Raw genomic sequence first — 26,014 nt, 5'->3', positions numbered from 1 at the left:
CGATCATTCATCCTCTTCTGTTTCATCATCGCTCCACCAGTCGTAGAAGTCATCGGGAGTGATGAATTGTTCCAAATCTCGTCGCTCTTTCTTTGTCGGACGCCCTGTGCCTCTTGCTCTATCCACAAATCCCGAAAGCTTTTGGAGTTCTAGAGCTTCATACTCTTCGGGTGGCGTGATATTCTTCAGAAATTCTGGTACGAGCTTGGCTCCCATACGGTTTTGGGTCAGTGCAAGTACTTCGAAGGAGAGTGTGATAGGTGCTTTACGTACCCTAACGACATCTCCGACCTTTATCATTGCTGACGGTTTGACAGCAGTATCTCTTACAAAAACCCTGCCTTTCTTACACGCATCTGCCGCTATTGAGCGAGTCTTGAACAGACGTGTTGCCCAGAGCCACTTATCTATCCTGACCTCATTCATCGTTTGGGCGTAGTGTTTGAGGAGCTTTGCCTACTCCTTTTTTGTTAAAAGCATTCATTGTGATGGCAGGTCCTGCAAGGCAGAATGAATGGATGATCTTTGCTGCTTCATCACAAAATGCAGGGATTTCCTTTTCTTCTTCTTCAGTAAAAGGTGATAGCACAAAATCCACCTGCCCACCCTTGTGAAAGTCCGATCCTATACCGAATCTCAGTCGTGAGTAGGCTTCGGTACCGAGAGTGGCCGAAATGTGCTTGAGACCGTTATGCCCTCCTGCACTTCCTTTTGTCTTTAGTCTCAGGGTACCAAATGGCAGAGCCAACTCGTCTACAATGATCAATACATTTTCGAGGGCTACGTTTTCTTTTTCCATCCAATACCTGACGGCGTTGCCACTGAGGTTCATGTATGTTGAGGGTTTGAGTAGAACCAATTCTTTGTTTTTGACCCTCATGCGGGCTGTCGCACCATATCGCCCATCCACGAAGGCAGGGATACCCTCGGGATGAAGGTGATTGACCACTCTGAAGCCGATGTTGTGACGAGTCCCACAGTACTCTTCCCCCACGTTTCCCAGTCCTACGATGAGATATTTATTGTTACTCATTTCTTGTCCTTTTTTTCTTGCTCTAAGGCATTCAAATAGACTTCTGCCTCTTGTTCCAACTTCTCATACCACTCTTCGCCAAAAGCGCGTATCAATGGCTCTTTCAAGAATTTGTATAACCTAAGTCCCAATTTCTCTCCGAGAGCCCTTGCCGGCTCACAGATCGGTGACCAACGGTGATAATTCACTGCAATGAAGTCTGTGTACTGTGTCAGTCTTATGGGGTAGAGATGACAAGAGATTGGTTTGTAAAAGATGTCATTTTTCCCCTCGTTGTATTCCTTTTCGAATGCACAACGACAGCTTCCACCTTTTTCCGGGCAGGTGAAGACGCACTCGCCACCATCGATGATGTTTGTGACGAGGTCTCCGTCTCCATCATAGTACATGAGACCATGCTCGGAGATGTAGTCTTTGTTCTTTTGAGGCAGGAGGTGTTCGACGAGAGGGTAGGCTTGGCATATCAAATCCTTCTCTACCTCCAACAATGGAGCTCCGGATTCTCCTTCGATACAACAAGCTCCACCGCACTTCTTCAGGTCACAGCAGAAGAACGTCTCTATGACTTCGGTACTGACTATAGTATTTTCTATCTCTATCATAAAAGTTGGAGAGGCAACCTGTGCCGACACAAATGGAAAAGAGCCAAGGACAGACTTAATCGTGTGTCTCTTGACCCTTTTCCTGTGATGTTATCTTATTGTCTGTTTTGTATACAGGCGATAAGGGGGGATTACTCTTCGCCTTCTTCAGCGTCTTCGTCTTCAGCCTCGAGAGCAGCCTTAGCAGCAGCACCACGAGCAGCACGAGTAAGACGTACAGCAGCAACGACTGCGTTCTTTGCGTTGAGGAGTTCGATGTTTTCGAAGCTGAGCGAACCTACTTGGATAGTCTTACCAAGGCCGAGCTTAGATACATCGATAGTCAACTTTTCAGGAACATTGCTGTAAAGAGCTTTAACCTTGAGCTTACGCATATCGAGGCTGAGCTTACCACCGGCACGTACACCGACAGCATGACCTTCAAGGACGACAGGTACCTCGATGATGATAGGTTTGTCTGCCTTGACTTCAAGGAAGTCGATGTGAAGGATCTTGTCTGTTACGGGGTGGAATTGGATGTCTTGAAGGATACAAGTCTTTGTTGCGCCACCGACAGTCATCTCGATGAGATAAATGTCAGGAGTGTAGATGAGCTTACGTACTGCATCTTGAGACACAGTAAGAGCTGTGTTGTCGTTGAATCCGTAAAGGATTGCAGGGATAAGCTCTTGTTTTCTGAGAGCCTTAGAGCCCTTCTTGCCTAAGTCCGTACGAACTTCTGCTGATAGTTGGAATGTTTTCATTTCTTGTCTGTTTTTTGTGTTACTCAAAATTAGCCTCTTCACTAATCTCCCATCACACGACAGGGCTTTTGAAAAAGCATAGCAAAGGTACGAAAAATATTTGATCCTCAGACTATATGACTTCACCAAATGGCCTTAACGATGCCAAGTTGGTCTTATTTTTGCCGAGCTTTGGTAAAATTTTGTTGTGTACATCTCACCCTTTTTTGAAAAGAACTATATTTGTCGGAGTTGTTGACTTGGTACATTGCGGTGTAAAGCCTCTCAAAAAAGTCGTAAGATTCGATCTCGAAAGTCGTAAGACTTGATGAAACGAGTCGTAAGACTTAATTGCGAGGATCCTTTGACCTTGAACCCCCATCGGGCTATTTTTGTTCTTGAAGCAACTACTTGTGTCGGACTTACTATCGCGACTGTATGCTTTTACCTTGGTCCACACTGCATGAGTTTTGTACAACTTGAGTCTTAATTTTAGGAGCTCAAAATAATATATCGTAGAATGCTGATGAATCAACAATCAGAGCCTCAAGTGGCAATCATAGGCACCGGTATCACGGGTTTGTCTGTTGCCGCCCGGCTCGAACAAGCGGGGATCCCCTTCATCATGTTTGAAAAAGAACATCGAGTGGGAGGGCAGATTCGCACCCTTAGAGAGAAGGGTTACACTTTTGAAGTCGGGCCCAATACGGGAGCGATGTCTACTTCCGAGGTGGCAGAACTATTTGAGTATGCTTCGCCTCTTGCTGTCTTGGAGACGGCCCAAAAGGAGGCTGCATATCGATGGATATGGAAGGGAAAGAGGTTCCATACGATCCCTTCGGGGCCTGTAGGGGGACTTTTGACGCCTCTCTTTACCTTGAAAGATAAGTTTCGGATACTTCTTGAGCCTTTTCGTAAGAAGGGTACTGATCCCTATGAGAGTGTGGGTGATCTTGCTGCCAGACGCTTGGGACAGAGTTTTGTCGACTATGCCGTAGATCCTTTCATCGGGGGGATTTATGCAGGTGATCCTTTCAAACTCACAACACAGTTTGCTTTGCCAAAATTGTATCAGCTCGAACAAGAATATGGGAGCTTCATAAAAGGAGCGATAAAAAAAGCCAAACAGCCTAAGTCGGACAGAGATCGGAAAGCCACAAAAGAGGTCTTCTCGGCAGAGGGAGGGCTCGAAAATCTCGTCTCCGCACTTGTGACGAAGATCTCTCGTATGGGGACGATCCTCACGGGGGTAGAGAAGATCACCACTTCGTATGTGTCTCCCAATTGCTGGGACATCACCTATGAGACCGGTGATGTCGCTTCTGCTGTGAGGGTCAGCCATGTGATCTCCACGGTACGGGCAGATTTGCTTGAGGATGTGCTACCGAAGGAGATCGCTTCGTCACTTTTACCCATTTCTTCGCTCGAATATGCTCCGATCACTGAGATTGCTGTCGGTTTTGATCACCTGCCGAGTGTAAGGCGAAATGCTTTCGGTGGGCTTGTCCCGAGTCGAGAAAAAAGGAAAATCCTGGGTATTCTTTTTCCCTCTTCGTGTTTTCGTGGGCGTGTGCCGTATGATGATAGCGCATTGTTTACTATATTTATGGAGGGTATAAGGAATGCCGATGAGTTCAGAGGCTTGTCAGAGGATGAGATTGTCAAGATCGGGCTGGGCGAACTTTATGACATGATGAAGATCCCTAAGGAGGTAGAGCCAAGTCTGATACATGTCTCTCGGTACGAAAAGGCAATCCCTCAGTATATGGCTTCGTCCGAACAGCGACTGGAGAGGATGAGGGAGTTGGAGAGTACTTATACCGGTCTGCATCTTGCCGGAGGCTTGTCCGAAGGTATAGGATTGGCACATAGGATCACTCAGGGTACTAACCTTGGAAAGGCTGTTGCAGAGTCTTTCCTCAAGAACAGAATGATATGATGGAAATGAAAGAACAAGGTCTTGAAAATCAAATGTCTCAGGCAGACGATCCTGTGACACTGGTCGAGGTCTATACCACATACAGTCTGCAGGCTGCTTATGGTGTAGTGGGGTACTTGTCTACTTATGACATAGAGGCTCTTGTCGAAGGTGAGACCATATACAGTGCCGTCGGAAGTGCTTATCTCGGAGATAGAGGGGTATCTGTCATGGTACGTAGCTCTGATCGGCAGAAGGCTGTGGATGCTCTCATTGCAGGAGGGCAGATCCCCGGCTCTGACACCGTCGACAATAAAAAGTGGTACAGTCCTTTGCCGTTCATGAAGGATGCTCCACTATGGGTACAACTGCTTGTTATTATACTTATTGTGGCTCTCATATTAGGGGCTTTGGCACTTTATCTCTTTCTGAACCCAAACAGTAACGGACTTGGAGCGTAATAATCATCTTAAAAGCAGAAGGCCTCGTCGTCGACTGTCTACCTCGCAGATCGTTTGTATCGTTTTGCTGTGGTTTTTCTTGATCTATATATTGCTGACAAATAGTCCTCGGATCGATGGCCCGCTCATTGTGATCATTCTCATGAGTGGAGCATTTGTGGGGATTCCGGTCTACAAAGAGTTAAAACGAAGAAAGGAGGAGTGATTAAAGTCACTCCTCCTTTCTTCGTTTGTTTTCGAAGTATATTTCGATGTTTCGCTTCATTCCTTCGTACTTAGCTCGGGTAGCTGCCGAACCGAAGAAGAGTGATGCGTATGTCTCTTCATCAAAGTTTCGGATATCATCCTCCGACAGGGTCAGAATCTTGGATGATGCCGGGAAGAGGCGTGTCTTGATCGGTCGGTGGTTGTAGGGACATACATCTTGACACGTGTCGCATCCATAAATACGTGAGCCGAGAGCGGCGCGTAAATCGGATGGAATCTCTCCCCTGTGCTCGATCGTCAGATAAGACAAGCAACGTCGGGCATCAAGCCCTTCTGATGATAGTGCTTGGGTAGGACAGGCTTCGATACACTTGGTACAGCTCCCACAACTGCGATGAACGGGGTCGGATGGCGTGAGATCCAAACTGGTCAGTATCTCTCCAAGGAAAATATAACTGCCAATTTTGGGGATGATGAGATTTTGATTTTTCCCAATGTGGCCTATTCCGGCTCTTTGTGCCCAATATCTTTCGGAAATGGGGGCTGTATCAATACACACTCTATAGGTATGTGATCCGAATGTATCTGTCATACGTTCGGCAAAAGAGGTCAGGACTTTTTTCAGCACCTTGTGATAGTCCCTGCCATAAGCATACTTGGATATCTGTGGTGCATCGGGAGCTTGTAGTGCTGTCGGATAATAGCTAACCGCACACACGATCATGGTACGTGCTTCCGGAAGCAGGGTACGTGGATCTTCTCTGAGCGAACGGTGTTCGACAAGATAGGACATGTCCGCGTGCTTGCCCTCGGCAATCCACTTGTCATACTTGTCCATATATCGATCTTCGACAGGGGACATAAGAGATGCCACCCCGACACGATCTATCCCCAACTCTGTGGCGATATCATCGAGTCTTAAGACCACATCGTTCATGGGTTAGGGTAAAAATTCGAACGAGTACCCTTCTTCAAGGAGATAGTCCAATGCTCGAGGAAGAGCATATCTGAGATTTTTCTCCGCTTTCAGTGAGTCATGAAAGACTATGATAGAGCCATCTCTGACGTAACGCTTGACATTGTCGAGTGTTTTTTCGGGTGTCATCCTTTTACTATAATCGCGAGTGACGAGATCCCACATGATGATCTTGTACTTCTTGCGTAGCTTGAGCAGTTGCCTCAGACGAAGGTGTCCGTGAGGTGGTCTGAAGTAGGGTGAGTTTATCAGCTCATCTGCTTTTTCTGTGTTCTCGATATAGGTTTTTGTCCTAACTTTTATCCCTTGAATATGATTGAAGGTGTGGTTGCCTACCTTGTGTCCTTCGTCGAGTACTTGTCGAAAGACATCAGGGTGCTTGCGGACATTGTCACCGACACAGAAAAAAGTGGCCTTGATGCTACGCTCTCTCAGCACTTCAAGTACCCATGGTGTAACTTCGGGGATAGGACCATCATCGAAAGTCAGATACACGACCTTCTTGCCCTTCTGTCTGATGCGCCAAAGGGCTTGAGGGAAGCATATTCGATAGAATAGAGGCGGACGTTCGATCAACATAGATATCCGTTTTGGGGGCTGTTTTAGCCTTGTTGGCGATCCATGAATGATCTCAACTGCATGTACTCTTTTTCATAAGTCTCAAACTCCGCTCCATACTTCTCCTTGAGTGTGCCCTCTACTTTGTTGAACTCGAAAAGCTCGCTGATGATGTATAATTGTAGTTCGATCTCTCTGATCACGGAGACAAACTTACTTGTGTCAAGACGATAGTACCATCTCAGTGCGCTTAGTCCGCTCTCTATCAATGCGGCAGAGATCTCTTCTGCCTTTGCGATGTCGCCGGCATTGTAGAAAGACTTGATCAAAGGTAGTGATGAGTAATTGTGAGGTACAGCTCCCGGATGGATCGCTTCCAATGAGAGGTTTAGGATTTCCTTGGCGCGTATGGTGTCTCCCTTTGCCATGAGTGCATCTGCAAGCGGAGCAAAGATCATGTTTCGATAGGTCTCGCAGGTGCGGCGTGCATTTTCATCCATATATACTCCGGGTCTGTCGGCACCACCCCAACGGAACTTATTCTTGACATTGTCATACATCCGATCTACATCGATTTCGGTTCCTGTCCCCTGTGTTCGGAAGGGCATCACTTGATAAGCCATACCCGTCTGGCGGAAGTTGGGCGTCATGCCCAAGCGCTCAGAGTCTCCCACAGTGATACAGTAATAGAACGGTCTGGTCATTTTGCTCTGCTCGTACATGTGTAGGATGGTAAGTTCGTGCTTGCCCAATACCTTTTTCTGAGAGAAGTCAAAGTGCATCTTTTGGTCACCCATAAGTGCGGAGTCTGAAGGATAGATGATTTTCTTTTCCAAAAGTTCTGCAGGGTTGTAAGCAAAACTTAGTTTGCCACTTGGGATATGATCTATCTCTTGTGCAATCTCAGGTATCCTCTTCAGTCTTGGATCATCTGACACTGCGTATGCAAGTGCATTCGCCACATCTACGGTGTCCTTGAGAAGGGGTAGGACATAGACCAAACTTCTCTTTTCGCCCCCATACTCTTTCATGCCCCAAGCGATCGGGAGAGCTTTAGAGTCGTAAGAGTCTTTCCTCATCTGTTCTATGTACCAATCTGCTTGCAAGTAAGAGGTGTTGCAGACACGAAGATCTTTGCGTACACCTTCTACCTCCTGAGCATACCAGAGAGGGAATGTGTCGTTGTCTCCGTTACAGAAAATGATGCCGTTAGGCTCGCAAGACTCCAAGTAATTACGCCCGAAGTCTGCAGCCAAGCGTCTGCCGTGCCTGTTGTGGTCGTCATAATTCTCTGCAAGGACCAATGCAGGTACCCCCATTGCCAACACTGTGGCAATGATGGCTCCTGCTGCTTTTCTGTCTTTGAGATAACGTTCGATGAGACTGTATATGGCAGGCACCGCAAATCCTATCCATATAGAGAAGGCATAGAATGAACCTGAGAAAGAGTAATCTCGCTCCCTCACTTGATAAGGGGGCTGATTGATATAGATGACGATGGCCAATCCGGTCATAAAGAAAAGAGCCAATGTGATCCAAAATGCCTCTTTGTTTCTCCTTCGTCCATTGATCTGATAGAAAAGCCCGAGCAATCCGAGGATCAACGGCAACATATAGTATCTGTTGTAGCCTTTATTGTCTTTGACGAAGTCAGGAAGGTCGTCTTGTGGTCCGAGGAAAATCGCATCAATGAATGGGATGCCTGTTATCCAATTCCCCTTGGTGATTTCGCCTTGTCCTTGAAGGTCATTTTGGCGACCGCTGAAGTTCCACAAGAAATATCTCCAATACATATAGTTCACCTGATATGCAAAGAAGTATCTGAGGTTGTCACCAAAGGTCGGTACCTCGACGCTCTTATACGAGCCCCTCTCATCGACATTCATTGTCTTTCCTGTCATGTCCGACCACAACCTATAACCCTCAGGGTAATGAGGCTGTGTATTGTTGTACATACGAGGGAAGAGCATATTCATGTCGTCACGATAGACTATTTCTCGCACTGTCGTTGCCTCGTATCGGTCCTTATCTTCCGGAGAATTTTTCTGTGCCGGCTTCCATACGGTACTTTCTTTTGTCTTCATTGAGCCATCACTTTCGTACGCAGGAAGAGAAGCAAAAGACTGACCATACAGTAACGGACTCTTGCCATACTGGTCTCTGGAGAGGTAATATCGGAGAGAGAAGACATTTGAAGGTGTATTCTGGTTCATTGGGATGTCCGAATTGGCACGAATGAGTATTACCCCATAAGTAGACACGCCAAGGAAGAACACAAACATCGAAATGACCATCACGTTAATGGTACGCAGGTGCAGGCTTGAGGCTTTGAAGAGATATATCGACAGTCCTATGATGATGAGCGTAGGGATGATCCACCCCGAGCCCATAAATGGGATACCCATCAAAATCACCGATGCCAAAAATCCTATCCGTATAAGCATAAGGTTGGCTGGTCGACGGAGGGTCGAGATATAAGTCCCGATAAGTGCTGTGAATAGAAGAATGATGTGTAGCACGAGCCCGCTGTTGAATGGCAGACCGAGCGTATTGACAGCAAAGACATCAAACCACCCTGCGACTTCAGGAACTCCTTGTACTATACCAAACATGATGATGGCAATGAGGACAAATGATAGTACAGTCGCAATGATACCACCCTTGAGGGTAGGGTTGTCATACCTCTTGAAGTAGTACAAAAGCCCCATGGCAGGGAGAGCAAGGAGGTTGAGCAAGTGTACTCCGATGCTTAGCCCCATGAGGTACGCAATAGCGACCAACCAGCGATCAGAGCCCTCATCATCAGCCACATCTTCCCATCTCAACATTAGATAGAAGACAAGGGCGGTGAAGAAGGAGGAGAATGAGTAAACCTCTGCTTCTACCGCACTATACCAAAATGTATCTGTGAAAGCATAAAGAAGTGATCCCACCAATGCTCCTCCGAGAGATACTAACACCTTTTGGGTCGGAAGTTCGGAGAGCATACTTCCCCATTCTCTGACCATGATAGATCTGCGTATGAGGTGACTTATCGTCCTGAAAAGAAGCAAGATCGTCAGACCACTCAGTATGGCACTCATCGCGTTTGCGGCCACAGATATGGACGATGGATCACCGGGGAAGAAGTGCGAGAAGAAATTGTACACAAGCATATAGAATGGGGCTCCCGGAGGGTGCCCCGCTTCCAACTTGTGAAATGTTATGATGAACTCCGGGCAGTCCCAGGAGCTCGAGGATTTTTCCATCGTGATGAGATAAACCACTGTGGAGAGTAAAAAGACGACATAGCTAAGTATGCGTTCCCAGTTTTTGTATTTCTTCTGCAACATCTCTGTATTGTAGTTATTCGGTATCGGTAAGGCTTCAAGGCCTTCCAACTATGTTATATACGTATCGTAAGTTCTGCAAATTTAGCAAAAATCGCACAACAACACTTGATTTATCTGTCTTCCCAAGTTCAAATTCAAGATGGTACTCTGAGGGTCTTTTGAACATTGAAAAAGTTGATACTTCGGGTGCCATCAGTGATATCTTTATTTGGAGAGGATCATTGAAGTGATAGCGGGAGGTTTGAGATCGTTATACTCAATAGTGAGATTAGTAGTATCATTATCACCGTTGTTCGGGCGTTGATGATACAAGACTTAATGAGGTCCGTATGTGTCAATTCTCTTGGGCTATCGCCTATATACGGCTTCTCGACCAGTTTTCCGTGATAGATGTTGGGTCCACCGAACTGACAATCAAGTATCCCGGCCAGGGCTGATTCGGGATAACCAGAGTTGGGGCTTGAGTGGTGACGGGCGTACCGCTTGATCGATCGAAATCCCCTCGCACTCGGAGGGATGGACACCATCAGCAGGGCGGTGATGCGTGCAGGAAGGTAATTGGCGGTATCGTCAAGTATTTTCGCCGCAAACCAGCCAAAGTCTCTGTATTTGTCATTCTTATAACCGATCATTGAGTCGAGCGTATTGATCATCTTGTACGCCATCATCAGAGGTACACCACCGATGGCATAGAAGAAGAGTGGAGCGATCACACCGTCGCTGAGATTTTCGGCAAGGGTCTCAAGGGTGGCTGTACGTATCTGTTGGAAAGACAGGTTGGATGTATCCCGTCCGACAATGTAGCCTACTTGACGCCGGGCGGAGGTGATATCCTTTTTGTTGACTTCTTTCTCGACTTTCAGAGCTTCATCGATAAGACTTCTATTGCATATACCGTAGAAGAAAAATACGGAATTAACGGTCCATCTCAGGATATCATAGTCTCTTAAAGACCATTCAATAAGTGCAAAGACTGCATAAGTGAGAAGCACAAGTACTGTTGCGACCAGTACCCCTTTGACTTTCCTGTGAAGCCCTTGGTTGAACTTCTTGTCACAGAAGGCTATGAGATTGCCAAATACCCGTATCGGGTGTGGGAGACGATAGGGATCACCTATGATGCTATCAAGTGTAAATCCGATGAATAGAGGGATCAGTAGATCGAAGTCGAATGCCATACTTTAGACCGTTTGTAAGTACATCTTTATACCGTGGCAGAGGAGACTGTTCAGATCATCCCCCTGCACCGATACTCGGAAGTGTTGTGCTGTGAGTCCTCTGAAGTTGTCGGCGTTTCGTATCAGTAGTTTGTGCTGAGTTGCCAGATATTCCTTGAGGTCCGCTGCAGTACCTTTCAGGAGCTTGCAGAGGAAGAAGTTACACAGAGAGGGGTAGACTTCGAGACCCTGTATTTCACCAAGCATTCGCTGCAGTTGTTCAGACTCGTCACAGAGAGCGTGAGCATCGGGGCGGAGTCCGTTATAATTGCGAACAATGAAAAGGCCGGCACTAAGTGCGAGGCTATTGACACTCCAGGGGATGCGATAGGACTGCAATGCCGACACGACTTCTGTAGATGCTATGGTATAGCCCAGTCGAAGACCCGGTATGGCAAAGGTCTTGGTCAGAGAGTGTACTGAAATAAGGTTGGGAAATTCGCTATGTAGAGGGATGAGATCTGCAGACGACGGACATAACTCTCCGTAGGCATTATCGATGATGATAAAAGTATCCGGATGCTCGGCACACAAAGCTCTGATCTTTTCGATAGGCATGATGTATCCATCGGGATTGTTGGGTAGGGCGAACCACAGAGTCCTACTACCTGCAATAGACGAGATGTTGATCTCCTTTAGATCAAGGTATGTTATGTCATGCTTGTACAAGGCGCAAGCATCTTCGTATTCTGCAAACGAAGGGTAGGTGATGATGCTCTTTGATCCCGAGAATAGATGTGCAAGGAGATAAAAGCTCTCTGCCGAACCATTGGTGATCAAGATATCTGTACCCTCATTTAGGTGATGATGCTCTCGAAGGGCTTGTGTGAGTTGGCGTGCTTGTGGATCGGGGTAGTTGTGAATACGAGATACCTCCCGGCACAAATGCTCTGCCACAAGGGTGCCATGATGGGAGTAGGGGACATTCGAACTAAAGTCGCCTATGATCCCATCGGGGTAGTTGTAAGCATCATCTCCATGTCCCGTAATCATAGTTCCAAAGTCTTATAAACGTAATCAATGTCAATGTGATCCCGAATGAGTTGTGCCAACTGGTCGTATCCTTCTTCTTTTTTGGCTTTGTAGTCAATGCCCGACGTGAATGTTGCATCGATCTGTCTGACGACAGAGGTAATCACCGATGCATTGTCAAATATACCGTGGACATAACTTCCCCATACCTTGTCGTTGAGGTAGTAGCCATCTTCTTCTCCATTGCTCAGAAGGCAAAGAGGGCGAGGGGTTGTTGTCGTCGTCTTGCCGGCATGTATCTCATAACCCTGTCCTTGTGCATTACCTTTTACAAAGTTGAATGTACATTGACTTGTTTGCTTACCCTTTTCAAGTACCGTTACTGTCGGGATGATCCCAAGACCGTCGACTTCGGAGATGGAGCCCTCTATACCATGTGGGTCGAGTACTTTCTCGCCCATCATCTGATAGCCTCCGCATATCCCGTAGAGACATTTCTCTGATGCTATATGCTGTCGGAGCACCGAGTCTATACCTTTTTCTTTGAGGACGATGAGATCTGATATCGTGTTCTTGGATCCCGGGATGATGATGATATCTGCTTGTGAGAGAGTCATCGGATCATCCGAATAGTAGAGGTGAACGCCGGGTGTTTGTTGAAGCATATTGAAGTCCGTGAAGTTGGACATATACTTCAGAAGTACCACACCTACGTTTATCTTGTCTGCGACAGGGGTTCTGCTACTGTGATCTATGGCGACGCCATCCTCTTGCTCGATGAATATATCCTTGGCATAAGGGACGACACCTACGACCGGAATACCGGTAAGATCTTCGATGATCTTTCGCCCCTCATCGAACAGTTTGAGGTCTCCTCTGAACTTGTTGATGATGATCCCTTTGATGGCTTCTCTTTGCTCCTTTGGGAGCAGTGCAATCGTCCCATACACACTCGCAAAGACCCCCCCTCTGTCGATGTCTGCCACAAGATAAGTCGCAGCTCCGGTTCTGAGGGCAACACGCATATTGACGATGTCTTTCTTCCAAAGATTGATTTCCGATATACTTCCGGCTCCCTCTATAACGATAGGATTATGCCTCTCGCTGAGCGTATTGTAGGACTTGATCACTTCTTCAAACAGGGCATCCCTATCGGTCTCATTGAAATACTCTGAGGCTGACTTGTTGCCCGAAGGTTTGCCGTTGAGGACCACCTGTGATGTGAGGTTGTTTGTCGGCTTAAGGAGGACAGGGTTCATCTCTACACAGCAAGGTATCTTACACGCTTCGGCTTGGACTGCTTGTGCTCGACCGATTTCGAGGTTGTCTATGGTGGCATAGCTGTTGAGGGACATATTTTGCGCCTTGAATGGTGCAGGACTGTACCCATCTTGCACGAACATACGGCAAAATCCCGTATTGATGACAGACTTCCCGACATCGGAGCCTGTCCCTACGAACATTATAGGACGGAGTTTCTTCATTGCCTGTTATTTGCTGAAAGTGGAGAGATTAATGTCTTGATAAGTGATGAGTTGCCCATAGTCTATGGTTGTCTGGAATGCCTCTTCTATGCTGATGCCTTCGAGTAAGTGCATGAAAGCTCTGATCACTCCGGCATGAGTGACTATCAGGATGTCCTCATCCTTTCGTGGCAAGTCTGCGATGAAATCACGTACACGCTCCACGAGAGCCTTGTAAGATTCTCCGTCTGGCGTGGATGTATTTATGTAGTCGTCGAACCACTCTTTCCCTTCCTTTGTCTCGAAGATTTGATCCCACGTCCATCCCTCCCAGACCCCGAAGTTGAGTTCTATCAATCTTGAGTCTTCTATGACTTCCGGACTCAGATGATCAGCAAGGAGCTTACATCTTGACAACGGACTTGAATATACCTTTGTAAATAACCCTTTGCCAAGGCGTGAAGATATTTCTGCCCATTCTTCCGTGTAGGATGTACGCAGGGCTACATCCATTTGACCATAGCAGACGCCTTGAGGTACGGCTACTTGAGTATGACGTAGTAGGGTGAGGGGCATGGACAGCTCAGGGGAATATACCAAGCGTTACGCTTGCAGAGAGATAAAAAGCGACTTCGCAAAACTGCTCGAGAGCTCCCAGCGTATCTCCCGTATATCCTCCTATACGTCGCTCTGTGTACCATTTCATCACAAACAATATGATTGTGTATATTGGCACGGCGACAGCTGAGACTTGCCAAGGCAGCAGTGCCAAAGGGGCTATGGCAAAGAGGGTGGCGATAGCGGTGGTGACATTGTCTATCCCTATACGTAGATGTAGTGACTTGCTCCGTTGATTTTCATTCCTCGCGTAGGTCGAGAGCCTTGAGGTTATGATTGACATCAGGCGAGCCGAAGCTCCCGAGGCTATGAATATCCAAGGGATATAAGTCGAAGGGATGGATAGAAGGAGGCTGTACTTCGTAAGAAAAATCATGATGAGAGACAACACACCATAAGCTCCTATATGGCTGTCCTTCATGATCTCCAAGGCTTTTTCTTTGTCATGAGCACCTCCGAAAGCATCGAAGAAGTCCGACAGCCCATCCTCGTGAAGAGCACCCGTCATGACGACGCCCGCAATGATACCGAATAGTATGCTGACATACTGTGGTAAGACGAGATCAGACAATACATATACCAATGCCGAAATGCCTCCCACCACAATCCCTACGAGAGGGAAGTAACGAAAAGCCTTAATCAGGTTTTCGTCCGAATAGTCTACCTTTCCTATAGGTATTCTGCTGTAAAAAAGGAAGGCGTGTCGAAGCAAATTCAGCTGGTTTCGACCTACGAGAAGATACTTTGGAGCCTTACGCATCGCGGTTGTCAGTGTTTGTTGAAGGAAAGATTGATCAACGGCAATCTATTGGTTCGTGTTGTAGAGTGGAGCCTCGTCTGTGCCCCGACAGAATTTTTTCTGTTCCGTGATAGAACGAATTCTGTCGCTTGTCGGACAAAGCCGAAATATTTATCTCGATTTGATACTTTTTTTCAAAAATATTTAGGGTGAAATACTTTTTATTCAGACGTTTTTGGATGAGATTACCTATGTTTCTCGACCTCAAAAACTCCGGTTTCGTCAAAGCTCGCCATCTCGTTGAGGAAGACAAGTGCTGACTGTATGATGGGGTAAGCGATAGCAACTCCTGTCCCTTCACCTAGTCTGAGATCCAAGTGTAAGATAGGGTCACCCTTCATGTACTCGACCATGGATTTATGTCCCGGTTCTTTTGAAGCATGGCTGAAGATGACATTGTCCAAGATATCTGGCTGCATCTCATAGGCTGCCAAGAAGCCGGATGAGGTGATAAAACCATCGGCTATGATCAACATATTGAGTCGTTTGGCTTCAAGGACTGCGCCACATATCATAGCGATCTCTATACCTCCGAAAGTGGCAAGGGTTTCAAGAGGTGTCTGAGGGTTATACTTTTCTGAGACTTCTTTGAGGATGTTGTATTTATGCTTCAGACCATCATCGGTAAGACCGGCTCCTCTCCCGACTGCGACGTCGAGAGGAGTACCCACAAACTTATGCAGAAGAAGTGAGGCCGGAGAGGTATTGCCGATGCCCATCTCTCCAAAGCCAATGACATTGCATCCTCTTTCGTACTCTTGACGGACATACTCAGCTCCCTTGTTCATCGCTGTTTGACAGAGTTCTATGGTCATCGCCGGTTCGTATCTCATGTTGCGTGTACCTCTTGCCAGTTTACAGCTCTCTACATTGAGCTCTTCGGGGAAGTCATAGTCCACACCGCCATCGATTACTCTCAGGTGGATGTTGTGTTGCTTGCAGAACACACTGATACCGGCACCTCCGTTGACGAAGTTTTGCACCATCTGCCACGTGATCTCTTTAGGGCAGGGACTGACACCTTCGTCTGCTATGCCATGGTCTGCAGCAAAGACAAGCATTGCCGGGTTGCGTAGCCCTGGCGAAAGGGTTTGTTGTATCTTACCTATTTTGAAGGCAATCTGTTCCAATTTGCCCAAAGAGCCCAAAGGTTTGGTGCGAGTATTGATTTTTTCCCAGAGTTGTTCGTCAAATGTTTTCATCAAAGAGGGTATTTAATAACTCATTATTTGATCTTTACGGGTATGCCTGAGACGGTCAGATAGACCTCATCGGCGGATGATGCCACATGCTGATTGATCCACCCATGTATGTCGGCAAAGTGACGTGTGGATTCATCTATGGGGTGTAGCCCCATGCCGATTTCATTGCTCACCACGATGAGGGTGAAGTCTTGTTCGATGAACTTGTTCCACTCTTCTTTAGCTTCCGACAGGGTGGGTTGCATCTTGTATTCGTTGTCGTGATAAATATTTGTCAGCCAGAGTGTTATACAGTCGAGTAGAACGACTTTACCCGACAGATCGTTCCTGCTGAGATACTTTTCTTCCTCCAGTGTCTCCCAGCCACTCCCCCTTGCTTCTTGATGCAATCTGATACGCTTGTCGAAGTCTGCATCCCAGTGCCTTGCGGTTGCGAGATAAATCCGATGAGCCGAAAGACTTTCTGCAAGGTTTTGTGCAAAAGCACTTTTACCCGAGCGTTGCCCTCCTGTTACAAATATGATCTTATGCATAACTTTTGGGGTTAGGTTATTAGAGTTCTGCAGACTTCAAACGCTCTGCATTTTCAGCCACTGTGAGGGCATCTATGAGAGGTTGTATATTACCTCCAATGATATCGCTGAGTTGATACAGAGTGAGGTTGATACGATGATCGGTGACACGCCCTTGAGGATAGTTGTAGGTACGTATTTTAGCCGACCTGTCACCCGTCGAGACCATGGTCTTGCGCTTGGAGGCTATCTCGTCCAGATACTTCTGATGTTCAAGGTTGTAGATGCGTGTCCGTAGTTCGGTCATGGCCTTGGCCTTATTCTTCAACTGAGATCGCTCGTCTTGGCTTTGCACGACAATCCCGGTGGGTATGTGTACCAACCGAACGGCAGAGTAGGTCGTATTGACGGACTGACCTCCGGCTCCGGAACTGCAAAAAAGGTCTATACGTATGTCAGACTCCTTGATGTCTACCTCAAACTCGTCTGCCTCGGGCAATACAGCCACTGTGGCAGCCGAGGTGTGTACACGCCCTTGGGTCTCTGTCTGCGGCACTCGTTGCACACGATGCACCCCGGACTCATACTTGAGTGTGCCATAGACACCTTCCCCTTCGACAGTGAAAACAATCTCCTTAAATCCTCCCAAAGTTCCTTCACTCATTGATGTTGTCGTGCATCTCCATCCACGAGATTCGCAGTAACGTACATACATCTTGTACAGATCTCCCGCAAAGAGTGCGGCCTCATCGCCTCCCGTGCCCCCACGTATCTCGATGATGGTGTTTTTGCTGTCTTCGGGATCCTTGGGGACGAGGAGTAGCTTTATTTCTTCTTCAAGGTGAGGGATCTCATCTTCAATCGAGGATATCTCTTCTTTGATAAATCCTACCATGTCCTCATCTTTTTCTGAAGATAGGAGTTCTCTATTTTCTTGGAGCTGATCCAAAAGTGACCTATACCTATCTGTCGTGACGACGATCGCTTCCAAGTCTTTGTACTCACGACTGAGCTTTTCGAACCTCGCCCTATCAGAGATCACATCAGGATCCGAGATCATCGTCGTGACCTCGGCGAACCTTTCCTTCAGACCTTCTGTCCGTTTGAGTATATCAAGTCCTTCTGCCATTGACATCAGTATTCAAAACGTCCTAACGGCGTATCCAAGATGAGTTGATTGTGCTCCGTCTCCTCAACACGACCAATGATCTTGGCATCGATGTTGAAACTACGAGAGATCTCAATCAACTCGCCAGCTATATCGGCAGGCACATACAATTCCATGCGGTGTCCCATGTTGAAGACTTTGTAGAGTTCCTTTGCCGGTGTTTTCCCCTCTTCCATGATTGTTTTGAATAATGGGGGGATGTCGAACCAAGCATCCTTGATGACCCTTTTCCCTTTGACGAAATGCATAACCTTTGTCTGAGCTCCTCCGGTACAGTGGATCATGCCATGAATATCTTTTCTATGCTGTCTGAGGACTTCTGCGATCACAGGGGCATAAGTACGAGTAGGGGACAGGACCAACTTCCCAAAGTCAACACCTGTACCCGGTACAGGGTCGGTGAGATTCTTCTTTCCACAGTAGATCACATCATCAGGTAGTCCTGTATCGTACGACTCAGGGTATTTCTCTGCAAGATAATGCCCGAATACATCATGTCGTGCAGACGTAAGTCCATTGCTACCCATACCACCATTGTAGGCATCTTCATAAGTCGCTTGTCCATACGAACAAAGGCCTACGATGACATCGCCTCCCTTGATGTTTGCATTGTCTATGACTTCGTCACGACGCATACGGCAAGTTACGGTGCTGTCCACAATGATTGTGCGTACAAGATCTCCCACATCGGCAGTCTCTCCACCGGTCGAGTGTATGCCTACACCTTGATCTCTCAACGACTGAAGTATCTCTTCTGTCCCATTGATGACAGCTCCGATGACCTCTCCGGGGATGAGTCTCTTGTTGCGTCCGATGGTTGATGATAAAAGTATTCGGTCTGTTGCGCCCACACAAAGCAGGTCATCGATATTCATGACTATGGCATCTTGTGCAATCCCTTTCCATACGGATAGATCTCCCGTTTCCTTCCAATACAAGTAAGCCAACGAACTCTTTGTCCCTGCACCATCGGCGTGCATCAAGTTACAATACTCGGGATCGCCACCAAGCAAGTCCGGAGTGAGCTTGCAAAAGGCTTGAGGAAAGAGTCCTTTGTCTACATTTTTTATCGCGTTGTGTACCTCCTCTTTGTCGGCAGAAACACCTCTAAGGCGATACATTTCGTTGGGATTTATAGTTGCCATAGTTTCGATTTATTTATTGCTAATGCAAATATACCAAATATTATGCTGAGATATTCTCTTTTGTTTTTCTCTGACAATGAGCCGAGCAGAGGGTTATTTTGGGTCTGATGTCCTATAGTAAGCATGCTTCTCTGCAGAGACAGTCTCTTTGCCATTTCTGACATTGTAGACGGATATGGTAAATGTGATAAGGCTGTCTTGAGGAATTTGTTTCCATGGGATGAGGATCTCATTTGTAAGACTTCTGGCGACCATGTGACTGCCACGATCGACATTCACTTCCTCGTTGGTAGAAACGTAGATGACATACATGACTCTTTCATCTCTTGATGCATCATACTGCCAAGACAGATGAAGTCCATCCTTTTGTTCTTTGATTTCTATCTGTGAGGGCTTTGTGTCAGATGCTCTGCCCTCTGCTTTGAGTGGAAGGGTGGGGCGTACAAATAAGCTGTCTTTGAGTTGCTCATAAAGACCGAATGTAGGTGATACCACCTGATCTGCTCGGAAAAAAGCCATCCCCGAAGTCTTTTCATGCTGTTGGACATACCTGACCTGAGCCAAGACCTCATCCAATTTCCAATTCCCTTCCCCTTTCATCAATCTGTAGGATCCAAGACCGACGATGATCGGTGTCTTAAATACATTCGTCCAATCCTCCACGAAAGGATAAAACAACTTCTCCTTGTAGTACAACATCGGAGCCAACGCATCTATCTTTGTCTCCTTTTCCCATTGAAGAGGATCTTGATGTACGCTTTCGAGAGCTGTCCAACCCACTTCGCCCAATGATTTCACTTCTCTGTACTTACCGAGAGGGGAGGCACTGACTTCTATCTCGGGACGAATTGCTTTGACTTGTTCGTATATGCCGGAGACTATCCTGTTGATGTTTGCTTTACGCCACTCTTCTTTGCTGAGTCTCGATCCGGATCTGGCATAAGTTTGCCTGTCGGGGAAGTCATCTTTGTTCGAAGGATAGCGGATGTAATCCAACTGAACACCATCTATCTCATACTTGCAGGCCAGTTCCTTCACGATTTTCCTTAGGTGCTTGATGGTCTCCTCTGAAGAAGGATCCATATACCACTCACCTTGGTATTTAAGGCAATGTCTTGGGTTGTTCTTGACGTATGCATTTGAGCCCAAAGTCTTGACATAAGACGCGGAGCCAAGTGGTAATGTCACAAGCCAAGCGTGGACTCTCATACCCCTCTTGTGGCACTCATCGATTGCATATTTCAGAGGATCATAAGACAGTGAAGGCAAGTATTTCCCTTTGATAGCGGGACTTATGGGTTCTATCGAAGAGGGGTATATCAAGTCACCCCTCCCTCTGACTTGGAGGTAGACGGTATTGATGCCTGCGTTGTATAGCCTGTCGAGAAAAGCAGACAACTCTTGTTGCTGTCTCTTCTCATCTTTCTGTGTCTGTGCCGGTCTTTTGGGCCAGTCGAGGTTGAATATCGTTGTAAGCCAGACGGCACGTACCTCATACTTCTTTGTGATGATGCTGTCAGGCTGTGCCTGTGCCGAAGCTCCGACAGCCTGGCCACACATGAGTGTGGAGACTGTCAGTGCGGTGAGGACTATGAGCCTTTTCATGGCTTTTATCCTTTGGAAGTGAGATGAATATGGTCTATCAGACGCACTTCTCCGCAGAATACCGTAATGCATCCGACTACATCTTCTGCTTCGTCCCATGTCTTTACGTCTTCGAGAGTACGACCATCGACAATGCTGAAATACTCGACTTTGAGGAGTGGATGCTTGTCGATCATATCGACCACAAGCCGATGGACTTCATCTACATCTGAACCCGACTTTTGAGCCTCTGAACCCGCTTGAAGAGCTTCAAATATCTTGGGCGCAGCACTTCTTTGCTCGTCTGAAAGTCTGTTGTTTCTCGAACTCATTGCAAGGCCGTCAGCCTCTCTGATGACAGGGCAGGGGACAATTTCTATCTCTTTCATATCCTCCGATACCTCTATCATGCGACGAATAACTGCTATTTGCTGGAAATCTTTTTCACCAAAAAAGGCTTTGTCCGGATTGACCAGTCTGAAGAGCTTGCTCACTACCCATGTGACCCCCTCGAAGTGGCCGGGGCGGTGGGCACCTTCCATGACTTCTGCCACTCTGCCGATGTCAAACTTAGGAGCAGTCTCTCCGGCTTCGTACATTTCTTCAGCCGAAGGGGCAAACATGATGTCTACGCCCGCGAGTTGGAGGAGGGCCTCATCTTGTACGGGGTCGTGAGGATAAGTGACCAAGTCATTTTTGTCGTTAAACTGTGTCGGGTTGAGGAAGACGCTTGCGACACAGAAGTCGGTCTCCTCTTTGCATCGTTCGATAAGACTGAGATGACCGGCGTGTAGCCCCCCCATCGTTGGCACAAAGCCAATAGTCATACCCTCAGACTTTGCTCTCTTGACTGCCTCCATGAGGGCAGATTTTTCTCTTATGATGATCATGTCTTTATCTTTGCGTTAGTGATTGTATCAGACCCCAAAGTTACAAAACATATACCATAACCGACGGTGTTTCCCAATTTATCAGCTTGCAATGCCCAAAACACAAGGTCGTAGGATCTTCAAAATTAATCCTTACGACTTTCGATCACGAGTTCTACGATCTTCTTCATCAAGTCCTACGACTTTTTTCAGAGCATCGAGAGATCTTCTTTTTTGCTCTTATATAACCTATGAGAGTCTTACGAAAGATAAATATGACAATCTCTGAGCGAATATTCATCGCCGGCTTGTCAGTTGCGAAAAAACTTATACCTTTAGTCCTGAAATGTCAAGATGAGACCTCTTCGTGTGTCTCTATAATCACAATAAATATATGTACACCATAAAAGATGAATTTCAGAAGTTTGCTACCAAGCATCTTGGTATCAGCTCTCAGACGCTCCATGACTACAACAGCATCGTAGCTCAGGGTGGAGGATATATCTCTCCAAGTATTATCGAGGAGAGACAGTTAAATATTGCACAGATGGATGTGTTTTCCAGATTGATGATGGATCGTATCATCTTCCTCGGTGCTCCTATCAACGACTATGTGGCCAATGTGATTCAAGCTCAGCTACTTTTCCTCGATACAAGCGATCCGGGCAAGGATATTTCGATTTATATCAATTCGCCCGGTGGGTCGGTATATGCCGGTTATGGTATATACGACACGATGCAATATATCAGTTGTGATGTGTCCACGATATGCACCGGCATGGCAGCTTCGATGGCTTCTGTCATTCTTGTTGCCGGAGAGAAGGGCAAACGTTTTGCTTTGCCACACTCTCGCGTGATGATCCACCAGCCTCTTGGAGGTATGCAAGGGCAGGCTTCAGATCTTGAAATCGCAGCCCGAGAGATCCTCAGAGTCAAGCAGGAACTCTATAAGATCATCTCCGATCACTCAGGCATGAGTGTGGAGCAGGTCGAGCGAGACAGCGACAGAGATTATTGGATGACTTCGGAGGAGGCTCTCAAGTATGGAATGATCGACAAGGTGCTTGTTCGTGAAAAGAAGACTAAGGAGTAAGGCGGACAATGGCAAAGAAATCTCAAAACAATAAGTTTAAGGAAGAACAATCCTGCAGTGTCTGTGGGCGACCCGAGTCGATGCTTGAGTTCCTCGTGCCTGGACCTGTGGGAAATATCTGCAACGAATGTGCCACCTCTGTTCACAATGCAGTGCAGGAGGCTATGCGACAGATCAGACCGGACTCATTCGAGATCCATCAGATGAGTGAGCTACCCAAGCCTAAGGAGATCGTCGAGTATCTCGACCTCTTCGTGATGGGACAACAAGCTGCGAAGAAGTCCTTGGCCGTTGCCGTTTATAATCATTATAAAAGGTTGCTTCATCTGGAAGATCTTTATCACAGCGAAGATAAAGATGAGGTCGAGATCGACAAGAGCAACATTATCATCGTCGGACCTACGGGTACCGGAAAGACATTGCTTGCAAAGACGATATCCAAGCTCCTGAAGGTGCCTTTCACCATCGTGGATGCCACTGTGTTTACACAAGCCGGCTATGTCGGAGAAGATGTGGAGAGTATATTGACACGCCTTCTCCAAGCAGCAGACTATGATGTGGATGCTGCTCAGCGTGGGATTGTCTTCATCGACGAAATAGATAAGATAGCCCGTAAGGGTGACAACCCATCGATCACAAGGGATGTCAGTGGCGAGGGGGTTCAGCAAAGTCTGCTCAAACTCCTTGAGGGGACAGATGTCAATGTGCCTCCACAAGGTGGACGTAAGCACCCCGAGCAGAAGATGATCGTGGTCAATACGGAGAACATTTTATTTATCTGTGGTGGGGCATTCGATGGCATAGAGCGAAAGATTGCTCAACGTCTCAACACTCGTGTGGTCGGTTACACAGCCGGCAAAAACTCAAAAGATATCAGCAAGGACGATCTTCTCAAGTATGTGACACCTTCGGATCTCAAGGCTTTCGGGCTAATCCCTGAGATTATAGGCCGTCTTCCTATCCTTACTTATCTCCAACCATTGGATAGAGATACGTTGAGGACAATATTGACTCAGCCCCAAAATGCGATCTCCAAGCAGTACAGCAAACTCATGGAGATGGATGACGTGGATCTCAAGATCGATGATGAGGTCTACGACTTCATTGTCGACAAAGCTCAAGAGTACAACATCGGTGCAAGAGGGCTTCGGTCTATCTTTGAGAGTATTATGATGGATGCGATGTATGAGATACCTTCGCAGGATGTGAGTGAGCTACACATCACGAAAGAGTATGCCGAAAAACATTTTCGACATACCGACATCGAACATATTGTAAATACTCAATGAAATACCTAACTTAGTTGATAGATTGGGCAGTGTGGGGGGATCCTCTTTTGCCTGTCGGATCTATCTAACTGATCGGGATTTATGGAAAGAACAGAGATTTTACATCAAAAACTAAGGCACTACTTTGGATTTGACAGCTTCAAAGGATACCAACAGCAGATCATCGAGAATATCCTTGATGGACGAGATACCTTTGTGCTCATGCCCACAGGTGCAGGTAAGTCTCTGTGCTACCAACTTCCTGCATTGATGCTGGATGGGACGGCGATCATCATATCTCCGCTCATCGCCCTCATGAAGAATCAAGTCGATGCGATACGTCAGCATACGGAAAATGATGCGGTGGCTCACTTCATCAATTCGTCGCTGAATAAGGTGACACTTGATCAGGTCAAGGAGGACTTGAAGTCGGGCGTGACGAAATTGCTCTATGTGGCTCCGGAATCGTTGACGAAGCAAGAGAATATTGACTTCTTGAAGACCATCGGAGTGTCTTTTTATGCCATTGATGAGGCTCACTGTATCTCCGAATGGGGGCATGACTTCAGACCCGAATACAGGAGGATACGAGAGATCGTCAACGAGATACATCGTAGACCGATGATCGCTCTTACCGCAACAGCTACACCTACGGTACAGGGAGATATACAAAAAAATCTCGGAATGGTGGAAGCAGATGTCTTCAGCAGTTCGTTCAACAGAGAAAACTTGTACTATGAGGTGCGGGAGAAGACGAACGATGTGGACCGCGAGATCATCAAGTTCATCAAGAGTAATCCGGGCAAGACGGGTATCGTATATTGTATGAGCCGTACGAAGGTCGATGAGTTCGCAAAGATCCTTTGTGCCAATGGTATCAAGGCTCATGCCTATCATGCCGGACTCGATGCCGGCCTGCGCTCCGAGAGTCAGGATGCTTTCCTCAACGAAGATATAGATGTCATCGTGGCAACCATTGCCTTCGGTATGGGTATAGATAAGCCGGATGTGAGATTTGTGATCCATTACGACATCCCTAAGAGTCTTGAGGGCTATTATCAGGAGACGGGGCGTGCCGGAAGAGACGGAGGAGAGGGTATCTGTATAGCATTTTATTGTGATAAAGATATGCAGAAGCTGGATAAGTTTTTGCACAACAAAAATAAGAGTTCTAATGAAAGAGAGATAGGTCGTCAGCTCCTCATGGAGACAGCCGAATATGCTCGGACCTCCATATGTAGACGAAAATACCTCCTCCACTACTTTGGAGAGATATATGAGCATGACAACTGTCATAACTGTGATAACTGTAAGAATAAAAGAAAAAAAGTGGAAGCAAAAGAGACTCTGCTTAACATGTTGGAGGGCATCACAGCCCTGAAAGAAAAAGTGAAAACAGAATACCTGATGGATTTTCTATTGGGTAAAAAGACATCTGACATAGAGACATTCAAGCACGATGAACTGGAAGAGTTCGGTAGCTGTGAGGAGGTGTCTTCTGAGGTACTCGATCTTATCTTGAGAGAGGCAATGATCAATGGGTACATCGATAAGAACATAGAAAAACTCGGAGTCCTGAAGCTTACAAAGAAAGGGAAAAGCTTCATCAAGACCCCTACATCATTCAATATCTCTGTACCTGATGAAGATGATGACGAACAGGTAGAAGAGGTCAAGAGTAGTGGTAGTAGCGGAGGTGCGACCGATCCACAGCTCTTCTCTATCCTTAAAGATCTGAGAAAGAAGCTTGCCAAGAAACTCGATCTGCCTCCTTATGTCATATTCCAAGAACAGAGTTTGCAGGATATGGCTACGTTTTATCCTATTACACTCACGGAGTTGCAGAACATATCCGGTGTGGGACAGAACAAGGCTCAGAAGTTCGGTACAGAGTTTGTCAAGGTCATTGATGAATACGTCAAAGAAAATGAGATCGAACGCCCTGAAGATATCCGTATCCGAACAGTCCCCAATAAGTCAAAACTGAAAGTCTCCATCGTCCAGCTTATCGACCGTAAGGTGTCGTTGGAGGATATTGCAAATACCTTTGACTTGGACTTCGACGAACTTCTCAACGAAATAGAGACAATCGTATATAGTGGTACAAAAATCAACCTCAACTACTTTATCACCGATGTGATGGATGAGGAGCATATCGAAGATATATACGAGTACTTCAAGAACTCCGAGACAGACAGCCTCGAAAAGGCTTTGGAGGAGTTGGGTCCCGATTACGAAGAGGAGGATATCAGGCTGGTTCGTATCAAGTTTTTGTCCGAAATGGCCAATTAAGTC

General features: G+C 46.7%; 23 protein-coding genes. 5 read left to right on the top strand and 18 right to left on the bottom strand.

Going from position 1 to position 26,014, the window contains the following annotated elements:
• Positions 1 to 3: 3 nt before the first annotated feature.
• The 4 genes from EL262_RS03185 to EL262_RS03170 all read right to left on the bottom strand — a co-directional run bounded on the left by EL262_RS03185 (position 4) and on the right by EL262_RS03170 (position 2,378).
• A complete protein-coding gene (locus EL262_RS03185; protein ID WP_078735752.1) occupies positions 4 to 426 on the bottom strand; it encodes an RNA-binding S4 domain-containing protein in 423 nt (140 codons plus the stop codon).
• On the bottom strand, positions 419 to 1,033 hold the full coding sequence (gene pth, locus EL262_RS03180; protein WP_025838207.1) for an aminoacyl-tRNA hydrolase: 615 nt from the start codon (positions 1,031 to 1,033) through the stop codon (positions 419 to 421). The genes EL262_RS03185 and pth overlap by 8 nt, the downstream gene beginning before the upstream one ends.
• Positions 1,030 to 1,635, bottom strand: a complete 606-nt coding sequence (locus tag EL262_RS03175; protein WP_025838209.1) for a DUF3109 family protein — start codon at positions 1,633 to 1,635, stop codon at positions 1,030 to 1,032. The genes pth and EL262_RS03175 overlap by 4 nt, the downstream gene beginning before the upstream one ends.
• Positions 1,636 to 1,766: 131 nt before the next feature.
• Entirely contained in the window at positions 1,767 to 2,378 is a 612-nt protein-coding gene (locus EL262_RS03170; protein WP_025838211.1) for a 50S ribosomal protein L25/general stress protein Ctc, read from the bottom strand.
• Between the two features lie 505 nt (positions 2,379 to 2,883).
• Between EL262_RS03170 and hemG the strand changes: the two genes are divergently transcribed.
• Positions 2,884 to 4,296 carry a protoporphyrinogen oxidase gene (hemG, locus tag EL262_RS03165; protein WP_078735762.1) on the top strand — a complete coding sequence of 471 codons (1,413 nt, stop codon included), beginning with the start codon at positions 2,884 to 2,886 and terminating at the stop codon, positions 4,294 to 4,296.
• On the top strand, positions 4,293 to 4,736 hold the full coding sequence (locus EL262_RS03160; protein ID WP_126464347.1) for a hypothetical protein: 444 nt from the start codon (positions 4,293 to 4,295) through the stop codon (positions 4,734 to 4,736). Before hemG ends, EL262_RS03160 begins: the two co-directional genes overlap by 4 nt.
• 211 nt (positions 4,737 to 4,947) lie before the next feature.
• Here the strand turns inward: EL262_RS03160 and queG are convergent, their stop codons facing one another.
• The 14 genes from queG to panC form a co-directional block, all read right to left on the bottom strand.
• Entirely contained in the window at positions 4,948 to 5,871 is a 924-nt protein-coding gene (gene queG, locus EL262_RS03150; RefSeq protein ID WP_234394718.1) for a tRNA epoxyqueuosine(34) reductase QueG, read from the bottom strand.
• 12 nt (positions 5,872 to 5,883) lie between these two features.
• A complete protein-coding gene (locus EL262_RS03145) occupies positions 5,884 to 6,498 on the bottom strand; it encodes a polysaccharide deacetylase family protein (protein ID WP_025838217.1) in 615 nt (204 codons plus the stop codon).
• A gap of 23 nt (positions 6,499 to 6,521) precedes the next feature.
• Entirely contained in the window at positions 6,522 to 9,809 is a 3,288-nt protein-coding gene (locus tag EL262_RS03140; RefSeq protein WP_078735763.1) for a DUF2723 domain-containing protein, read from the bottom strand.
• Positions 9,810 to 10,027: 218 nt separating this feature from the next.
• Entirely contained in the window at positions 10,028 to 10,987 is a 960-nt protein-coding gene (gene cbiB / locus EL262_RS03135) for an adenosylcobinamide-phosphate synthase CbiB (protein WP_126464346.1), read from the bottom strand.
• Between the two features lie 3 nt (positions 10,988 to 10,990).
• Positions 10,991 to 12,019 (bottom strand): pyridoxal phosphate-dependent aminotransferase, encoded by a 1,029-nt coding sequence (locus EL262_RS03130; protein WP_025838221.1) that lies wholly within the window; start codon positions 12,017 to 12,019, stop codon positions 10,991 to 10,993.
• The gene (locus EL262_RS03125; RefSeq protein WP_078735754.1) at positions 12,016 to 13,482 is read right to left on the bottom strand and encodes a cobyric acid synthase; all 1,467 of its coding nucleotides are present in this window, start codon (positions 13,480 to 13,482) and stop codon (positions 12,016 to 12,018) included. The genes EL262_RS03130 and EL262_RS03125 overlap by 4 nt, the downstream gene beginning before the upstream one ends.
• 6 nt (positions 13,483 to 13,488) lie before the next feature.
• A complete protein-coding gene (locus EL262_RS03120) occupies positions 13,489 to 13,974 on the bottom strand; it encodes a histidine phosphatase family protein (RefSeq protein WP_244919658.1) in 486 nt (161 codons plus the stop codon).
• A gap of 70 nt (positions 13,975 to 14,044) precedes the next feature.
• Positions 14,045 to 14,839, bottom strand: coding sequence for an adenosylcobinamide-GDP ribazoletransferase (cobS, locus tag EL262_RS03115; RefSeq protein WP_036846243.1), 795 nt, complete (start codon positions 14,837 to 14,839; stop codon positions 14,045 to 14,047).
• A gap of 224 nt (positions 14,840 to 15,063) precedes the next feature.
• Positions 15,064 to 16,080: a nicotinate-nucleotide--dimethylbenzimidazole phosphoribosyltransferase gene (gene cobT / locus EL262_RS03110; RefSeq protein WP_025838222.1), complete on the bottom strand. Its 1,017-nt coding sequence runs from the start codon at positions 16,078 to 16,080 to the stop codon at positions 15,064 to 15,066.
• Between the two features lie 23 nt (positions 16,081 to 16,103).
• Positions 16,104 to 16,613, bottom strand: a complete 510-nt coding sequence (cobU, locus tag EL262_RS03105; protein ID WP_025838225.1) for a bifunctional adenosylcobinamide kinase/adenosylcobinamide-phosphate guanylyltransferase — start codon at positions 16,611 to 16,613, stop codon at positions 16,104 to 16,106.
• Positions 16,614 to 16,632: 19 nt separating this feature from the next.
• Positions 16,633 to 17,721: a peptide chain release factor 1 gene (gene prfA / locus EL262_RS03100; protein WP_025838227.1), complete on the bottom strand. Its 1,089-nt coding sequence runs from the start codon at positions 17,719 to 17,721 to the stop codon at positions 16,633 to 16,635.
• 5 nt (positions 17,722 to 17,726) lie between these two features.
• On the bottom strand, positions 17,727 to 18,905 hold the full coding sequence (locus EL262_RS03095; RefSeq protein ID WP_051522735.1) for an AIR synthase related protein: 1,179 nt from the start codon (positions 18,903 to 18,905) through the stop codon (positions 17,727 to 17,729).
• Between the two features lie 93 nt (positions 18,906 to 18,998).
• Complete coding sequence (locus EL262_RS03090) at positions 18,999 to 20,510, bottom strand: glycoside hydrolase family 10-like protein (RefSeq protein WP_159442736.1); 1,512 nt, start codon at positions 20,508 to 20,510, stop codon at positions 18,999 to 19,001.
• A gap of 5 nt (positions 20,511 to 20,515) precedes the next feature.
• On the bottom strand, positions 20,516 to 21,379 hold the full coding sequence (gene panC / locus EL262_RS03085) for a pantoate--beta-alanine ligase (RefSeq protein WP_025838230.1): 864 nt from the start codon (positions 21,377 to 21,379) through the stop codon (positions 20,516 to 20,518).
• A gap of 373 nt (positions 21,380 to 21,752) precedes the next feature.
• Between panC and clpP the strand changes: the two genes are divergently transcribed.
• From clpP to recQ, 3 genes are all read left to right on the top strand, one after another.
• Positions 21,753 to 22,451: an ATP-dependent Clp endopeptidase proteolytic subunit ClpP gene (gene clpP, locus EL262_RS03080; protein ID WP_036846227.1), complete on the top strand. Its 699-nt coding sequence runs from the start codon at positions 21,753 to 21,755 to the stop codon at positions 22,449 to 22,451.
• 8 nt (positions 22,452 to 22,459) lie between these two features.
• Complete coding sequence (clpX, locus tag EL262_RS03075; protein ID WP_078735757.1) at positions 22,460 to 23,740, top strand: ATP-dependent Clp protease ATP-binding subunit ClpX; 1,281 nt, start codon at positions 22,460 to 22,462, stop codon at positions 23,738 to 23,740.
• 81 nt (positions 23,741 to 23,821) lie between these two features.
• Positions 23,822 to 26,011: a DNA helicase RecQ gene (recQ, locus tag EL262_RS03070; protein WP_078735758.1), complete on the top strand. Its 2,190-nt coding sequence runs from the start codon at positions 23,822 to 23,824 to the stop codon at positions 26,009 to 26,011.
• Positions 26,012 to 26,014 lie beyond the last annotated feature (3 nt).

Origin of the sequence: Porphyromonas cangingivalis, from assembly GCF_900638305.1 — a bacterium.
GTDB classification, from domain to species: Bacteria; Bacteroidota; Bacteroidia; order Bacteroidales; family Porphyromonadaceae; genus Porphyromonas_A; species Porphyromonas_A cangingivalis.
Note: the sequence above shows the minus strand (reverse complement) of the source record. Positions and strands in the feature narration are given on the sequence as shown.

Coding starts and splice junctions, on each gene's coding strand:
- EL262_RS03185 (WP_078735752.1), bottom strand. CDS start 426: ATGAATGAGGTCAGGATAGATAAGTGGCTCTGGGCAACACGTCTGTTC.
- pth (WP_025838207.1), bottom strand. CDS start 1,033: ATGAGTAACAATAAATATCTCATCGTAGGACTGGGAAACGTGGGGGAA.
- EL262_RS03175 (WP_025838209.1), bottom strand. CDS start 1,635: ATGATAGAGATAGAAAATACTATAGTCAGTACCGAAGTCATAGAGACG.
- EL262_RS03170 (WP_025838211.1), bottom strand. CDS start 2,378: ATGAAAACATTCCAACTATCAGCAGAAGTTCGTACGGACTTAGGCAAG.
- hemG (WP_078735762.1), top strand. CDS start 2,884: ATGAATCAACAATCAGAGCCTCAAGTGGCAATCATAGGCACCGGTATC.
- EL262_RS03160 (WP_126464347.1), top strand. CDS start 4,293: ATGATGGAAATGAAAGAACAAGGTCTTGAAAATCAAATGTCTCAGGCA.
- EL262_RS03145 (WP_025838217.1), bottom strand. CDS start 6,498: ATGTTGATCGAACGTCCGCCTCTATTCTATCGAATATGCTTCCCTCAA.
- EL262_RS03140 (WP_078735763.1), bottom strand. CDS start 9,809: ATGTTGCAGAAGAAATACAAAAACTGGGAACGCATACTTAGCTATGTC.
- cbiB (WP_126464346.1), bottom strand. CDS start 10,987: ATGGCATTCGACTTCGATCTACTGATCCCTCTATTCATCGGATTTACA.
- EL262_RS03130 (WP_025838221.1), bottom strand. CDS start 12,019: ATGATTACGGGACATGGAGATGATGCTTACAACTACCCCGATGGGATC.
- EL262_RS03125 (WP_078735754.1), bottom strand. CDS start 13,482: ATGAAGAAACTCCGTCCTATAATGTTCGTAGGGACAGGCTCCGATGTC.
- EL262_RS03120 (WP_244919658.1), bottom strand. CDS start 13,974: ATGGATGTAGCCCTGCGTACATCCTACACGGAAGAATGGGCAGAAATA.
- cobS (WP_036846243.1), bottom strand. CDS start 14,839: ATGCGTAAGGCTCCAAAGTATCTTCTCGTAGGTCGAAACCAGCTGAAT.
- cobT (WP_025838222.1), bottom strand. CDS start 16,080: ATGAAAACATTTGACGAACAACTCTGGGAAAAAATCAATACTCGCACC.
- cobU (WP_025838225.1), bottom strand. CDS start 16,613: ATGCATAAGATCATATTTGTAACAGGAGGGCAACGCTCGGGTAAAAGT.
- prfA (WP_025838227.1), bottom strand. CDS start 17,721: ATGGCAGAAGGACTTGATATACTCAAACGGACAGAAGGTCTGAAGGAA.
- EL262_RS03095 (WP_051522735.1), bottom strand. CDS start 18,905: ATGGCAACTATAAATCCCAACGAAATGTATCGCCTTAGAGGTGTTTCT.
- EL262_RS03090 (WP_159442736.1), bottom strand. CDS start 20,510: ATGAAAAGGCTCATAGTCCTCACCGCACTGACAGTCTCCACACTCATG.
- panC (WP_025838230.1), bottom strand. CDS start 21,379: ATGATCATCATAAGAGAAAAATCTGCCCTCATGGAGGCAGTCAAGAGA.
- clpP (WP_036846227.1), top strand. CDS start 21,753: ATGTACACCATAAAAGATGAATTTCAGAAGTTTGCTACCAAGCATCTT.
- clpX (WP_078735757.1), top strand. CDS start 22,460: ATGGCAAAGAAATCTCAAAACAATAAGTTTAAGGAAGAACAATCCTGC.
- recQ (WP_078735758.1), top strand. CDS start 23,822: ATGGAAAGAACAGAGATTTTACATCAAAAACTAAGGCACTACTTTGGA.